Here is a 14301-nt window from a genome sequence, read left to right on the forward strand (position 1 = left end):
ACGCGAAGTTACTCAAAGGAGCATTACTACAATGCTAACTGTTTTCTGTGAAGATCACCGCCTACACTTCGGGCCGTCTGAAATGTTTCGCGGAAAAGTTGAGCCCTGGTTTGAGAAGCCGAGTCGCGCAGACATGGTACTAAACCGAGTGATGTCGGAGAATCTAGGGGACATCGTGGCGCCACATGATTTCGGGCTTGATGTGATCCACAAAGTTCATGACGAAGCCTACGTGTCCTTCATCCGGGAAGCATGGGGCCGGTGGGTCGCCGCTGGCCGATCCGGCTACATTTTCCCATCAACCTTTCCGACACATAAAATGTCCCGACAAGGCCCGATTTCCGATGCCATTGTTGGGCAGATGGGCTACTACAGTTTTGATAACGAAGCCCCAATTAGCGAAGGGACATGGAAGGCGGTATACGGATCCGCCCAAGTGGCACTCACCGCTCAAGACCATATTCGGCAAGGTGCTCGAGCCGCATTTGGATTGTGCCGCCCTCCTGGTCATCACGCTGGCACCAATTTTATGGGGGGCTATTGCTACTTGAACAATGCAGCTCTAGCCGCACAGGCTTTTTTGGAGCAAGGAGCAAAGCGTGTCGCCATTCTTGACGTTGATTACCACCATGGTAACGGTACTCAAGACATTTTCTACCAGCGTAAAGATGTGTTATTCGCGTCCATACATGCGACCCCCCAAGCTGAGTACCCATATTTTGTAGGGCACAAGGACGAACGTGGCGAAAGCGACGGTGAGGGGTTCAATTTCAACTATCCATTAGAGCTTGGAATCGCTTGGCAAGAATGGTCTGCCGCGTTGGAAGACGCATGTAAAAAAATCTCTGCTTACGCCCCTGACGCAATCTTAATTTCATTGGGCGTTGATACCTTTGAAGGCGATCCCATTTCACAGTTCAAGCTCCGCTCGACGGACTTCATACGGATGGGTGAGCGAATAGCTGATCTCGGGCTACCCACCCTTTTCATAATGGAAGGGGGGTATGCCGTGTCGGATATAGGGGTAAATGCGGTGAATGTACTTCTTGGTTTTGAGGGCAGAAGCTGCTGAAGTCATTCAGCCAGCGGCAGAAATGCACTGGCTGAATTACTCAGGGAATTTCTTTGTTGGTTCTTCTCTGCTGCTGTTTCTCGTAAGATAAATTTGGACTCGCCAATATGTCGCTCTCAAATCTACAATTGAACTGGCTGCGTACGTTTGAGGCGGTTGGCCGGCATATGAGCTTTTCTGATGCAGCAGATGAGTTGAACATGAGTCAGTCTGCCGTCAGCCAACAAATTAGGCTGCTCGAAAATAAACTGGGAAAAGACCTTTTTGTTCGCAAGACCCGGTCTATTCAGTTAACGATAGCCGGCCGCGCTTATTTAAGCGTAGTTCGCGAGGGACTGTGGCATATTCATCAAGGTGTAGTGAATATCTTTAGTTCAGTTGCCCAAGGAGTTCTTGAGATCAGCGTCAACAACTCTTTTGCTCAACTTTGGCTTGCACCTCGCATGTCCAGGTTCACTGCTTTGTACCCACAAATATCCTTACGTATCTATGGAGTAAACTGGGAAGCAGACGCCCCACCGTCAAAAGCAGAACTGGATATTCGGTATGGACTTGGTAACTGGCCACAATACGACATCACCCCACTAATTTCTTCTATATTAAGGCCTTATTGCTCGAACGCAATCGCCTCCCGACTGAAAGAAAGCGGTTCTGACTTTATGGATTTCCCATTAATTGACGTTCTGGGAACCCCTAGTGGTTGGAGCGATTGGCTGGCCACACATCCGCATAATGAATCAGAAAGCTATCAAAGATATTATGTCGACAGTTACGGGATAGCTGTCAGTATGGCTATAGAAGGTGCGGGTATTTGTTTGTTGAATGAAGAATTGATAGAGATGTCTACACTTCGAGGGCAGCTCGGCTCACCAACTCCCCTATCAATTGACAGCCATGCACGGTTCTTCCTTCTCAAGCCATTCAACAAACCTCTTTCAGCTGCTGCTCAAGCTTTTTGCAGCTGGCTCGAAATGGAACTACGATAAAGATTGTTACTAGAAGTCGTCCGGAAAATAAGATCTTAGTAAATCACGGCAGGAGTTTTTCGATAGTTTCTGCCATTCGACTCCTGTATTTCTCAACACAAGGTTCGACGTCCAAAGGCCATGGATCAGGGCATTCAACGAGTGGGCAACAAAGGTACTATCCAGATTTAGCGATCGCTGCTTTGCGAGCGCTGAAATCAGCTCCCCGTCCAGCTCAATATACCGCGCCTTGATATCCGCGCATTTTTTTCTATAGCTTTCCACTCTCACTGATTCAGCCCAAAATGCCAACCAAAGTGCCGCGCTTCTGGGCGTGCAGACATGCGTATCAAAGTCGTTTTCAATTAAAGCATTTAGATTTTCCAAAGGTGTTGCAGTGGGAGAAATTACCTGCCGCCGTTGCTGATCATACTCTTCGGCCAAGTAATCAAGGGCCGCAAGTATCACACCTTCTTTGGATTTGAAATGAAACGCGACCACACCAAAACTGCACCCAGCAGCCTTAGCAATCGCCCCCATTGTGATCCCCGTGAGCCCTTGTTGTGAAATTACATCCAATACCGCTCGAAGAATGCTGGACTGGCGTTGAAGCACCTTATCCTCACGCAATGTCGGCTTTGACTTCAACTCTCCATAAGAAGCTTTACTGTTCAATTAACTACCCTCATTAGACGGCTCATGAAGAATCGGCACCCCTCAAGTTTAACTTAATGCGCCCTACCACTGCTATTTAGCAAGCATACGCCCAACACGTCCCCGATTAGGAATTGCAGGAGTTGGAGCTAGATGTTGGTGACTCGTGACTTTTGATATACGAGCTTGTCAGCAACACACCCTGCCTAGTCCTATCTCAAAAATCCTCAAATTGCGGATCGAATTGACGCGCTCACTGAAGCATCGGATAGCGGACAATATGGCAATGCCTAGGAGAAATGAGGCGACGGCGATTCGCTTGCGTGATTCGCCTAGTCGACCTTCTGGCGTGACCTGAAAGCAGCCCATTCGCACGGCCAGCCCGAACGCTTCAAACGTAAACGCGAGCATTTCGGTTAGAAGCGAGGCCCCGGAGGTTCGCGGCTCCAAGGCCTCTATTTTCGCCTCCATCCCTTAATGGTTTGACGAACGTGATCAGGACATTACCAGCGTCGTTTTGATATTTCACTACGACTTTGGATAAACGTGTTCGATCAGCGACGTGTTTACCATGGACGCCGTTTCAACAGGAGGACTGCAAATGGATCTGAAATTCAGTCACGTAGATGTACTGGTCAAGAATCTCGACGAAGCCTGTGCCTACTACGCGCAAATACTCAACGCCAGTATCTCCAAAACGCTCGTCTGGGAACGAGGCGGTCTGCATGTGCGCTACGCGATTGCGCTGATGGGCCAAGAGCGCTTCATGTTGGTACAGCCGTTGGCGGGGAACCTGAAAGAGCTATTGGATACGTCGGGTGAAGGGATTATTTACCGCCACTACTACTCGACGCCGGACATCGAGAAAGCTTATGACGAATTGATGGCTGCAGGTGTTCAGCCAGAAGACGAAAATGGAAAGCCATTGGCTCGTGCGAACCTGAGATCCCCGTCTGGGGCACGCATCATTTGGTTGCCCAAACGCTTCGGTCACTTCTCTATTGAGATACTGGAAGATAAAGCGCTAGAGGCATTTATCGAGGCTGCGTTTTCCTGAGAAAAATCTGCAGTGGGCATGGGCGTCATGAGTACAATGCGCGCCCTTAATTGGCTAATGCTTTCCAATGAAAAAACTGCTTTCCGTAATAGCGCTGCTGACCTTCTCAGTAATCCCCCCCGCCTTCTCAAGCCCTCCATCGACCTTTTCCGAAGCCAAGGTCATCGCCAAGCAAAAGATCTACCTTGACCAGGCGAACAGTGCCATGGGCGAGCTGTATTGCGGCTGCAAATGGACATGGGTAGGTAAGTCGGGTGGTCGGATTGATGCTGAATCTTGCGGCTATCAAACCAGGAAACAACAGAGCCGAGCGGAACGGACTGAATGGGAACACATCGTTCCTGCGTGGACATTCGGTAACCAGCGCCAATGCTGGCAGAACGGTGGTCGAGAGCATTGTGTGGATGATGATCCCGTTTTCCGAGCCATGGAAGCTGATCTGTTCAACCTCTACCCATCTGTTGGGGAGGTGAATGGCGACCGTAGTAATTTCAACTACGGCATGACCTCCGGGATTGCGCCGCAGTACGGACAGTGCAAGACGCGGGTTGATTTTGAGCAACGTGCTGCGGAACCGCGTGACGAAGTCAAAGGGCTGGTCGCGAGGACAACCTTTTACATGTTCGACAGATACAAACTGAGCATGTCACGTCAGCAGCAACAGCTCCTGATGGCCTGGGACAAGCAGTACCCGGTTTCGGCTTGGGAAAAAGAACGGGATCGCCGTATCGCGGCAATCATGGGGCACTCCAATCCGTTTGTAACTGGCGAGCGTCGCTGGTCGCAAGGCTACAAGGCAGTTGGTGATGGGGTAGTTAGTGCCCTTCCCGTCAATCCTCCGCGAGTAGCAGCCCAGCAAACCCTGGCGAGCGCGACCGGTACAGGTGTGATCATCGGTAATCGGAAGAGCCAGGTGTATCACCTCTCAGTGGGGTGCCCTAGTTATGGCCAGGTGTCCGAAAAAAATCAGATCTCCTTCACGTCAGAATCTGAGGCCCAGGCAGCGGGATATCGAAAGGCCGGCAACTGCAAATAGTTGCTGCTTGTTGAAAGTCGGCCTTGCTAAACCGAGGCCGGCCCCCAAAATTAGACTGAGACATGCGTCCTGTTTTTGCGATTTTCATACTTGATAAAGCCATTCACCGCAGGCGATTGCAGCTAAGGCTTGGACGCGCCATCTTTCATCATCCGATGAGCTAATCGCTGGCTGCCAATTAGGAGTACAAAAATGCTTAGCCGTCCCGATAAAGACGCCCTCCGTGCGATGCTCGAATCGCAAGTACAAGAAAAGCTGCAGCACGACCCAGACGCGTTAACGACTTATGCAGCCAAGCCTGTACCAGAGCGTAAACCATACACCAGCAAACCCACGGTACAGGACAAAGCATTTCATAAAGAGCTCGAGCAGATGCGTGCGGACGCTGAAGCTGGAGTAATACACACGCCTAAGTGCGAGTCTGAGGATGGATCCGCTCCTAGCCTTAGACTTGATGATTACCCAGGCCTGTAAAAAGTGCTGCTGAGAATTTACAGGCGGGAACGGCTTGCCGACTGAACGTAACGGAGACCACACGTGATAAAGCCACCTGTGAAAATCATGATCGAAGAATGGGATGGTGACGGTGCGATTCGAATTCCCGATGAAGCATTGCAGGAGCTCGAGCTTGATGTTGGCGACTCGCTGTATTTGATAGAGGAATTTGTCGGCAACACGCGGTGCCTAGTCCTATCAAAAAAGCCTCAAATCGCGGATCGAATAGACGAGCTCACTGAAGCCTGGGATAGCGGGCAGCCTGGTAACGCCGAGGAGAAATGAGCAGTCAGGCAAAAGGTTCAGCACTACCCTGTATCAGACCAATGTGCCCTTATTCCTGTCCTTTAAGTCACGAGCCTCAGTCACTTCTCAAACCATTCCCGACGGTTTACTGAACGCCTCAATGTAGTCCTTCGCGTTAGGCCAGCAATATCGACAATCCGATCTGGTTTTAGGGTGGTTCAAAGCAAAAATCTAGCCGCGACATACGTCGCGAAGAAGCGATTTCTCCTGCCATGCGTGTGAGTCTGACTGCGCTCCTCCGCCATATTCAACTTCTTAAAGCTCTTGAAGGTAGTAGATATGGACAAAAGCAATGGCAAAGCAACGAGTCGATAGCCCAAAAATCTGTTGAAAAAATGAAGCCCCGGAGGTTCGCGGCTCCAGGGCTTCTATTTGCGCCTCCATCCTTTAATGGCTCGACGAACGTGGCCAGGACATTACCAGCGTCGTTTTGATATTTCACTACGACTTGTGAGCGTGAATTCCATTTTGAATAACTTATCGTTTGATCACGTAATGGATCGTGCGGCATACCGGACGAACGACGCGCCTTTACCCCTTCTTTCTGCCGTCTGTAGTGTGAAGCATCACCATGACAAACCGACTTCGCTCGGACGAAGAGATCGATGGAACTCAACAGCTAATGAAAAAAACCGCAACAGTCGTAACATGTTGCGGTGCGTTAAACCCTGCAAAGCACGCGAAAGAGATTTAAAGTATGAGCGAATACGTTTTCGCACTGCTTTACTCTTACTCCAAAATAGCATGAGTTTTATGCTCGCAGTGAATTTAGGATTCACCTCAATATTTTCTTTCCGCTAAGCCAGATCAAAGTACTTTATAATTTGTAAAAATTGTAATTCTGACGCAGTGATAGATCACCACCGCGTCTTGTACACTATCGGTAAGCAATGTCAGCGATTATCGAGCCGCCCAAGAGTTGAAACGTTGCTCCAGTTGCTCGCCATAATCCGCCCAGAAAGCGGCATTCACGTGAAGTTGTTGCGACAGATTCGCGTCTGCTGTTGGCAGAGAGTCCCGCCGTTCAGTAGGCAGTAATTTTAGGGCATAAATGTTAACCGGGCCGTAGCTAACTTTCTCGGAGAATGCTTTTTGCTGCTGAGATGCCAGCGTGAAATCAATGAATTTCTTGGCTTCAGCAACGTTTTTAGATCCCTTAGGAATCACCCAGGCATCCATGTCGTAAATCCCACCGTTCCAAACAATACGCAGGTTACTATCTTTTTGTACTGCGCTAATCCGACCATTCCAAGCGGAGCTCATGACAACATCACCTGCGGCCAGAAACTGCGGCGGTTGAGCACCTGCTTCCCACCATTGAATACTTGGTTTGATCTCATCAAGTTTACGAAATGCGCGATCTTGGCCTTCTTTGGTTGCTAACACGGTATACACATCAGCTGCAGGCACACCATCAGCCAACAGTGCAAACTCTAAGGTGTTGAGCGCTCCTTTTCTGAGGCCCCTCTTCCCTGGAAACTTTTTCAGATCCCAGAAGTCCGCCCAACCAGTAGGCGCTACTTTCAATTTATCCGCGTTATAGGCGAGCACTGTCGACCACACAAAGAAACCCACGCCACAGGTGTTCAAAGCCTCAGGCAGTAGCTGCTGAGCGACTGAAGGATTCGGGCTGAATTCCTCAAGCAAGCCCTCATCACAGGCGCGGCTCAAAACAGGCATTTCCATCTCCACCACATCCCATGTGACGGTACCTGTGTCTACCATTGCTTTGATCTTGGCCATCTCGCCATTGAACTCACCGGCAATAATCTTGGTTCCCACTTCATCGGTATATGGCTTATAGAACGCAACGGCCTGGGCCTCCTTGTTAGCTCCTCCATGGGACATAACAGTGATGTCTGCCATGGCATACTGGCCAAAAAATGGTGCTGAGGCTAATGCGAGGGTGAGCGCGAGCTTATTATTCATTATTTTCTCCGCAAATGAGGTTGGGCACCGGAGCCCAAGTCGCTGAATGCAAGTCGAGTGTGTGCACCCTTCGCAGTGTTGACCACCAGACGGAAAACAAAATTGGTGGTATGCGATTTATAAAATCGTATGAACGAGGGATCTACCTAGAGGGATTAGGAATCAGATAACACTTGCTAAGAATTTGCTATTCCACGCCAGAGAGCCACGGGGGCATAAAGACATCTTGAGAATATTAAAATATGCCGGGTGCCACCCAGGCCTCCAAAGACCGGCAGGCTGTCGTAAGTGCGATCAATTGGGCCACACCAGGAGTGGGGTGGTTGGTTCATCGTTGAGTTCCGGATTGGTGCGGCGGAAATCGCGCTCGGTGTCTTCGCTAAAATTTGGATCGTTGGCATACCCCCCACCCACGCGGCTGGCGTAACTAATCATCCCGGTATTCTTGCCGAATGCTATACGGGCATCCTTAGTGATACGGTAGTAATTAACCATGAGCTGGGAGTCGGTAATTGCCTCTCCACTTGTCTAACCATTTTTTTGCAGTCGATCCGGGATAGGCGAAGTGGCAACTATCGTGCTTGTAACCGAAGAATTGTTCGGCGCAGTTCAGGGATTTGGGCAGCCCACGCATTGCGGGCAAGCACGAGGCGGTTGGCAGTGATCGAACCCTTAGGAGTCTTTAGGACTGCTGGAGCCGAGCGATCGAGGCTGTCCATCGAGGTGTTCTCGAAAATTTTAATGCCCTTTTCAAGCGCTACCCGGCGCAGACCGCGAACCAGTCTATCGGGTTGTACTGTGGCATTGCTGACTTCAAGTACGCCTTCAAGGGACTCAACGGTCACATGACTGAATGGCATTATTACAAAGTCATGGCCGATGCAGGAGAGGTGCTCCTCAGGAAGGTAGGCTTCACAGAAGAGTATCGACTGAGGCTATAGCTTTTTCAAGGTCCAGGGTCGGCAGCGAAATCTAAAAGAATGCACAGTTGGCACCTCTTGAGGTGTATACGGAAATCATCGGGTACGATGATGTACGATTGCACCCGTACACGTATGTCGTGGATGTAAGGAGATATCACAGTGGCGACCGGGGAACATATGATGCTCCACGTTGACACCAAGCTGCGGAAGGCAAGCCCTATGGAGCCATATATGCTAAATGCGATTGTTGAAGCGTCCAAGACGCTGACGCCCGCACTACAACCGAAAGGGCTCGGATTGCCATTTGAAATATTGGTGCCGCCTAGCGTCTCTCAGGGGAATTCGGCCTGCTGATCGGTCCTCCCTGCTCACCTACACACGATTGCCTAGGGCTGCGATTCTGCGGCTATGTCCATTGAACGCAACGCAATCCAAAACTCGACCACGCCTTCCGTGTCGTCCAACGATCGCCCGGTGATTTCCTCAATCCGGTGCACACGATAAATCAACGTCTGCTTGTGAACATTGAGAATCTGCGAGGACTTTTGCCACGAGCGATTCTGCTCCAGGAACACCCGCAAGGTATGGATGAGCTGACTTCCGTTTTGAACATCGTAGTCAACTAGACTGCCAATGACCCGACGATACATTCTGTTGGCTTGCTCGAGATCACCGGGCAGCCAGAACGCTTCGTCCAAGGCACTGCCGTATTCAACGATTTGCCGTGTCGGTGTCGAATGGGCAAGCGCTAGACGGGCCTCCCGTAGCGCCTCTTGCACCCTGAGCCCCGTTCCCAGCACAGCGCTTACTCCCATGCAACATCCCAAAGCCGCTTGTAGTGGTTGGCACGCGGCAGGATTTGTCAGCAAGATCACGAGCTCATCACCGGACTGCCGGACTAGCAACTTCAAGCTCTGCCTACTCAGCTCCAGCTGCCAGTTGTTTGGTGCCTCATGCTCTAATCGGGCAAGAACAAGATGGGCGGTTCCAGGTGGACAATCCAATTGCTCCAGCCGCTCGGATGCAGCTCGCTCGGTAAGCCTATTGTTCAGAAGATCATCCACGAGCTCAGAACCCAATCGAAGCATCCGCTCGTGCTCGCTCTGAAGGCGCTCCAGTTCGATCGCCAGAACTGAGGCAATGTGGTGGAGGATGCCGTAATCAAGCAGCTGACCACCCGTCGCAAGGATGGCGCACTGTGGCAGAGCTGGTAGCGCCATAACCAATGCTTCGCTTTCACCGGTATTACAGCGTGTTAGATCGTAGGTGAGTCGTACACGGGAGCTGAGAACTTCGCGCCATTGCTCAGGCAGCGGCGCAAGTCCCTCTTCCCAAGGCCCTAAGGTGTGAGTGTCAAACAGGTACAGGTCTGCCATGACATCGGCTGAGAGCCTTAGCAAAAGACCATCCAGGCCGAGATGCCGTAGCCCGATCCTTGCGCTCTCATAAAGCCGTACAACAGCTCTTCGGCGCTGATCTTCGTTCTGTTGCCTTGCATCCAGAATGGCTTTCGTGACCGCAGAAAATGGCACGGAGTAATGAGTGATCAGTACTGGAAAACCTAACAGCGATGCTTGGTCACGCAGGCCCGAGATGTCTTCCGGGGCTTGCATGTTCTCACCGATCATCATGCCTGCCACTTTGGCTTCGGAGAGTCTAGTGACGTATGCACGTTGCTGCTCGGCATCAGGAGGTATACCAATGCCTGTGGTCATCAGCAGGTCACCCTCCCCGAACCACTCGCTTGGGTCAGACAGTTCGCATACGTGGGCCCATCGCAAGGTTCGCAGCGCACCTTCCGCGCCGGTCAGTAAGCGAGTGCGCAGCGATACGTTGTCGATGATGTCCTGGATACTGAAAGGCATAGTAATGGGCTGCCAAGCTGAGCCTGCAGAAACGCCCAGCGGCGTAGATGACTTGTAGCCACCAACGCCGTTAGGTTCCGCCCCCACCCTATCAGTGACGCCCTGCGAACGTCGAGCCAGAAAAGTGCTTGGGGAATTCAATTATGTCGCCATGCTCAGCGACGCAGATTGTTGCAGGGATCGACCTTTGGTTTCCGGAGCCCAGGCCAAGCAAACGAAGAAGGCAAGCAGGGTTACACCGGCACCGATCATCAAAGTCGCTTGCAGACCGATCGACTCGATACTGATTGGAGTCAGGTAGGTACCGGCTGCAGCTCCTATGCGACTGATACCCACCGCTACGCCGACAGCTGTAGCGCGAACGGAGGTGGGAAACAGTTCGTTGGGGTAGATCCACTCCAGGATGCTTGGCCCACCCGATACGAAGGCGTAGAACGCGAAGGCGCCGATGATGAACCAGGGCGGGGCATCCGCCCAAAGACCTAGGACGAACAACGGGATCGCCATCAACGCGAACGGCACCAATACCATGGGACGACGACCCCATGTTTCCACGAGCTTCAGCGCTGGAATCACCCCGACTGCGAACAGTGTGGCGATCAACAGTTCGCCCAACGTCGACGCGTTTGTGCCTTTGATGCCGGCGGATATCAGGATCATTCCACCAAAGGTGTATAGCACGTACTGAGGGGTAATCTGAGCAAAATAAAGCACGCCACACATGATGGTGCGTTTGAGGTAGCCACCCGAAGAAATCATTTTCAGATCTGCGAGCATGGAGCGTGGTCGCCCTCCATCATTGAGCTGATCAATATCATATTGAGTGATCTTTACGGACTTGCCGTAGACCTTGCGAATGACCTCTTCCGCTTCATGCACACGACCCTTGCTGGCCAGCCAGCGTGGTGATTCGGGAATACCACGACGCATAATCACGACTATCAAGCCGACCACAGCACCGCTGAACAACATCCAGCGCCACAACGAGTGGTCGCCACTAAAGTTGACCACTAGGTAGCCCACCACGAACGCCGTCATCGCACCTACTGACCAAGCTAGGCCAGACAATCCGATCATGAAGCCGCGACGCTTCGAGGGTGTGAACTCAGTAAGCAACGAGGTCGCGATGGGATAGTCCGCACCGACCGCCAAGCCTATGACGAATCGCAACAAGATCAACTGCCAAGCATCAGTCACAAAAGCGCTCAGACCGCACGCGATGATGAGTACAGTCAAATCCAGCGCATACATGGTCTCGCGACCGATCCGGTCTGTGACCGCACCGAACACCGTCGCGCCAAAGAAGATACCCAGCAATGAAGCTGCACCAATGAGTCCGGTTTCAACAGGCGTAGCTGGAATGTCATTGGCAAAACCGATTAGGGCGATGCCGATCAGGCTGAGGATGTAGCCGTCCAAGAATGGGCCACCGCAGCAGGCAAGAAGTAATTTGCGGTGAAACTTTGAGACAGGAGAATTTTCGATTATATCGAATACACTCATATAAAGACCTTTCTTATTAAACTTATGGAGGTGTCAAAGGCAGTCAGCCAACGATGAAGTAGTGCTTGGTGACCGTTTCCTCGATCTCCCAAACACCGGTTGTTTTTGGCGCGAAGTACACGGCGTCCCCGGCCTGGAAGTGGATGGCCTGACCATCGTCAGGCGTGAAAATTCCTTTGCCGCTGATGAAATAGCTGTATTCAGCCTGAAGCACCTGACGCCGCCATGCACCGGGCGAGCATTCCCAGACACCCAGCGAAAAACGCGGGTCTTCAACTACCTCATCAATGGCGAGACGGGATTGGGAAATCAGATCACCGAGAGGCTGAGCAACTGGTGCATGCGCGGAAAATGGAGTATCTGCAGTAAGGCGTTTAACAATTGGGGTCATGCTGTTGGCTCCTGTATGGTCAGGCTTTATCTTCAAGTCCGGCTGGGGCAAGCCCGGCCAGCATGCGGTCAATAATGGAAGGTTGAGCGCCGCTCATTTCTGCGCGCTCTTTGCGGATGACGGCGTTTCGGACGAGGCTGCCACCCAGGTAACGGAATGGCTCCCGAGGAAAGGTTTTGCAGCGGCGGTTAACCAGTGGGCAAGTACTCCATTCATCCTTGATCCCGAGTGCAAGGCTTGCGAGGATGCGCCCACCGAGTCGACTGGGCCCGACTCCATTACCGCTCCAGCCAATGCCGTAATGGATGTTCTGGGTGCCGGCTAGAGTGCCGAACAACGGCAGGCTGTCGTAAGTACGATCGATTGGCCCTGACCAACCATTCGTAAGCTGAGTCGAAGCCAAGCCTGGATAGGTACGGCGGAAGTCAGCCTCGGTCAGCTCGATGCTGTCCTGGTGCTGGCTGAACGTGTCATCAATTCGCGAACCATAAGCTAAGGCACCTGTGCCCTTGCCAAATGCGATGCGACCATCACGAGTAGTGCGGTAGTAGTCGACCATCAACTGCGAGTCGGTGATCGATTGCTGCCCCGTCCAACCCATCTTTTCCAGCTTCGAAGGAATGGGTTCGGTAACCACGATCGAGCTGTTCACCGGTACGATCAGCTTTGCCAACTCGGGAATGGCCGCCGCCCAGGCATTGGTGGCCAGCACAACGTTATCCGCGCTGACAGAGCCCGAGTTGGAGGTCAGGCGCACCGTTCTGCCTGGTTCTATGCAAATGACCGGCGTCTGTTCGTAGATGCGGATCCCGGCTTCCATTGCAACTTGCCGCATGCCACGAACTAGCGCACCCGGCTGCACCGTGGCGTTGCTGCGCTCATAAACCCCGGCAAGGTGCACATCGGAGCCAGTCATTTTGGCAACAGCACCCGCCGACAACCGCTCGAAGGGCTCGACACCAAGGCGAGCGCAGGTCTCAAGCGTCCCATTCCAGCTATCAATATGAGCCGGCGTCGTCGCCGTCCAGAGCCAGCCTTTACGTGTGTAGTGCGCATCGATCTGATGCTTTTCGCAAAACTCGCCTAACTCAGTGATGGCGTGCTCGGCGGCGTTTGCCAGGAAGAGCGCCTGTTCCTTGGAACAGAAGTTCAGCAGCGAGCCAATCTTAGGCCACCAGGACATTACGAAGCCGCCATTACGACCGGACGCCCCGCCACCGCAAATATCCTGCTCCAATACAACGACATCGATGTTGGGATCGCGCTCTTTGAGCGTGAGAGCCGTCCACAGACCAACGAAACCGCCACCGACGATTGCAATGTCGGCAGAGTATTCGCCATTAAGGGGGGATGATGGTTGGAGATCTTCCTCCAGACTCTGTAGCCAGTAGCTACGTGTCAGAGGGCGAGAAGACGCCAGGCGCATGGGAGAACTCCACTGTGTTGTTTTGCACAGTTTCCCCTCGTCTACAACGGCCTCACCATTGAGCGTTATTAGGAAGATGATACGAGGCCTTCATAACATCAGACGAAACAGAATCTGGAGCACCAACAAGGCCAATGCGCAATAACCCCAGGCCAAATCGCAGTCGATTTTGTAGGTTCCTATGCGCGCCTTGATGATATCGACAGCCTCGTTGCCCATTTCCCAAAAAAGGCGAGCCTCATCCTCGGTCAATTTTTCACCTAGTGATTCAGCGCTTGTGGAGAACCCACCCAGAATCTGCCCCCCGTTACGCCCGCTAGCGCCCCACCCAATGCGAGCCGCCTCAAGCAGTATCACCCTATAGCCTCTTTCAGCCAAATGGAGAGCTGTAGAGACGCCGGAACACCCACCACCAATAACGCAAACATCTGCGCGCTCTTGCCCCATAAGTTCAGGGTACGTGACGTGTCCGCCCAGTGTGGCTGCATAATAGGTGGAGGTATGTTCATCATTTTCAACTGGTGCCTTGAGCAACATGACGGCATTCCTGTTTTGATCATTAGCAGATAGCAAGGCGGGGCATTTCACCTGCTAACGCAGCAGATATAAGCACCTTTAAAATGCTTCTTGGATGCAGCTACGCACTTCCTGCCCAGGCCGTGCGCAGCAGCATCATTAG

At 52.1% G+C, this 14301-nt stretch carries 14 protein-coding genes; 5 read left to right on the forward strand and 9 right to left on the reverse strand.

What is annotated here, in order from left to right:
- Nucleotides 1–31 precede the first annotated feature (31 nt).
- Nucleotides 32–1072, forward strand: a complete 1041-nt coding sequence (locus tag ACCD00_RS09705; RefSeq protein WP_413423964.1) for a histone deacetylase family protein — start codon at nt 32–34, stop codon at nt 1070–1072.
- Between the two features lie 107 nt (nt 1073–1179).
- Complete coding sequence (locus tag ACCD00_RS09710) at nt 1180–2058, forward strand: LysR family transcriptional regulator (RefSeq protein ID WP_413423966.1); 879 nt, start codon at nt 1180–1182, stop codon at nt 2056–2058.
- Between the two features lie 9 nt (nt 2059–2067).
- Here ACCD00_RS09710 and ACCD00_RS09715 read toward each other — a convergent pair whose 3' ends face one another.
- A complete protein-coding gene (locus ACCD00_RS09715) occupies nt 2068–2712 on the reverse strand; it encodes a TetR family transcriptional regulator C-terminal domain-containing protein (RefSeq protein ID WP_413423968.1) in 645 nt (214 codons plus the stop codon).
- A gap of 580 nt (nt 2713–3292) precedes the next feature.
- On the opposite strand from ACCD00_RS09715, the gene ACCD00_RS09720 reads away from it, so the two are divergent.
- The 3 genes from ACCD00_RS09720 to ACCD00_RS09730 all read left to right on the forward strand — a co-directional run bounded on the left by ACCD00_RS09720 (nt 3293) and on the right by ACCD00_RS09730 (nt 5564).
- Nucleotides 3293–3748, forward strand: a complete 456-nt coding sequence (locus ACCD00_RS09720) for a VOC family protein (RefSeq protein WP_413423970.1) — start codon at nt 3293–3295, stop codon at nt 3746–3748.
- A gap of 67 nt (nt 3749–3815) precedes the next feature.
- Nucleotides 3816–4784 carry an endonuclease gene (locus ACCD00_RS09725; protein WP_413423972.1) on the forward strand — a complete coding sequence of 323 codons (969 nt, stop codon included), beginning with the start codon at nt 3816–3818 and terminating at the stop codon, nt 4782–4784.
- A 537-nt stretch (nt 4785–5321) separates the two neighbouring features.
- Entirely contained in the window at nt 5322–5564 is a 243-nt protein-coding gene (locus ACCD00_RS09730; RefSeq protein ID WP_413423974.1) for an AbrB/MazE/SpoVT family DNA-binding domain-containing protein, read from the forward strand.
- Nucleotides 5565–6485: 921 nt separating this feature from the next.
- Here the strand turns inward: ACCD00_RS09730 and ACCD00_RS09735 are convergent.
- From ACCD00_RS09735 to ACCD00_RS09770, 8 genes are all read right to left on the reverse strand, one after another.
- The gene (locus tag ACCD00_RS09735) at nt 6486–7514 is read right to left on the reverse strand and encodes an ABC transporter substrate-binding protein (RefSeq protein ID WP_222585684.1); all 1029 of its coding nucleotides are present in this window, start codon (nt 7512–7514) and stop codon (nt 6486–6488) included.
- A 294-nt stretch (nt 7515–7808) separates the two neighbouring features.
- On the reverse strand, nt 7809–8009 hold the full coding sequence (locus ACCD00_RS09740; protein WP_413423976.1) for a hypothetical protein: 201 nt from the start codon (nt 8007–8009) through the stop codon (nt 7809–7811).
- Nucleotides 8010–8086: 77 nt separating this feature from the next.
- Entirely contained in the window at nt 8087–8374 is a 288-nt protein-coding gene (locus ACCD00_RS09745; RefSeq protein ID WP_261398011.1) for an FAD-dependent oxidoreductase, read from the reverse strand.
- 449 nt (nt 8375–8823) lie between these two features.
- Nucleotides 8824–10443: a PucR family transcriptional regulator gene (locus tag ACCD00_RS09750; RefSeq protein ID WP_413423978.1), complete on the reverse strand. Its 1620-nt coding sequence runs from the start codon at nt 10441–10443 to the stop codon at nt 8824–8826.
- On the reverse strand, nt 10444–11721 hold the full coding sequence (locus tag ACCD00_RS09755) for an MFS transporter (RefSeq protein WP_413423980.1): 1278 nt from the start codon (nt 11719–11721) through the stop codon (nt 10444–10446).
- Nucleotides 11722–11848: 127 nt separating this feature from the next.
- Entirely contained in the window at nt 11849–12196 is a 348-nt protein-coding gene (locus ACCD00_RS09760; protein ID WP_413423982.1) for a cupin domain-containing protein, read from the reverse strand.
- A 19-nt stretch (nt 12197–12215) separates the two neighbouring features.
- Entirely contained in the window at nt 12216–13622 is a 1407-nt protein-coding gene (locus ACCD00_RS09765) for an NAD(P)/FAD-dependent oxidoreductase (RefSeq protein WP_413423984.1), read from the reverse strand.
- 90 nt (nt 13623–13712) lie between these two features.
- A complete protein-coding gene (locus ACCD00_RS09770; RefSeq protein WP_413423986.1) occupies nt 13713–14159 on the reverse strand; it encodes an NAD(P)/FAD-dependent oxidoreductase in 447 nt (148 codons plus the stop codon).
- Between the last annotated feature and the right edge of the window lie 142 nt (nt 14160–14301).

The sequence above is a fragment of the Pseudomonas sp. Pseusp3 genome (assembly GCF_047304225.1).
GTDB lineage: Bacteria > Pseudomonadota > Gammaproteobacteria > Pseudomonadales > Pseudomonadaceae > Aquipseudomonas > Aquipseudomonas fluorescens_CD.

Coding starts and splice junctions, on each gene's coding strand:
- ACCD00_RS09705 (WP_413423964.1), top strand. CDS start 32: ATGCTAACTGTTTTCTGTGAAGATCACCGCCTACACTTCGGGCCGTCT.
- ACCD00_RS09710 (WP_413423966.1), top strand. CDS start 1,180: ATGTCGCTCTCAAATCTACAATTGAACTGGCTGCGTACGTTTGAGGCG.
- ACCD00_RS09720 (WP_413423970.1), top strand. CDS start 3,293: ATGGATCTGAAATTCAGTCACGTAGATGTACTGGTCAAGAATCTCGAC.
- ACCD00_RS09725 (WP_413423972.1), top strand. CDS start 3,816: ATGAAAAAACTGCTTTCCGTAATAGCGCTGCTGACCTTCTCAGTAATC.
- ACCD00_RS09735 (WP_222585684.1), bottom strand. CDS start 7,514: ATGAATAATAAGCTCGCGCTCACCCTCGCATTAGCCTCAGCACCATTT.
- ACCD00_RS09740 (WP_413423976.1), bottom strand. CDS start 8,009: ATGGTTAATTACTACCGTATCACTAAGGATGCCCGTATAGCATTCGGC.
- ACCD00_RS09745 (WP_261398011.1), bottom strand. CDS start 8,374: ATGCCATTCAGTCATGTGACCGTTGAGTCCCTTGAAGGCGTACTTGAA.
- ACCD00_RS09760 (WP_413423982.1), bottom strand. CDS start 12,196: ATGACCCCAATTGTTAAACGCCTTACTGCAGATACTCCATTTTCCGCG.
- ACCD00_RS09765 (WP_413423984.1), bottom strand. CDS start 13,622: ATGCGCCTGGCGTCTTCTCGCCCTCTGACACGTAGCTACTGGCTACAG.
- ACCD00_RS09770 (WP_413423986.1), bottom strand. CDS start 14,159: ATGTTGCTCAAGGCACCAGTTGAAAATGATGAACATACCTCCACCTAT.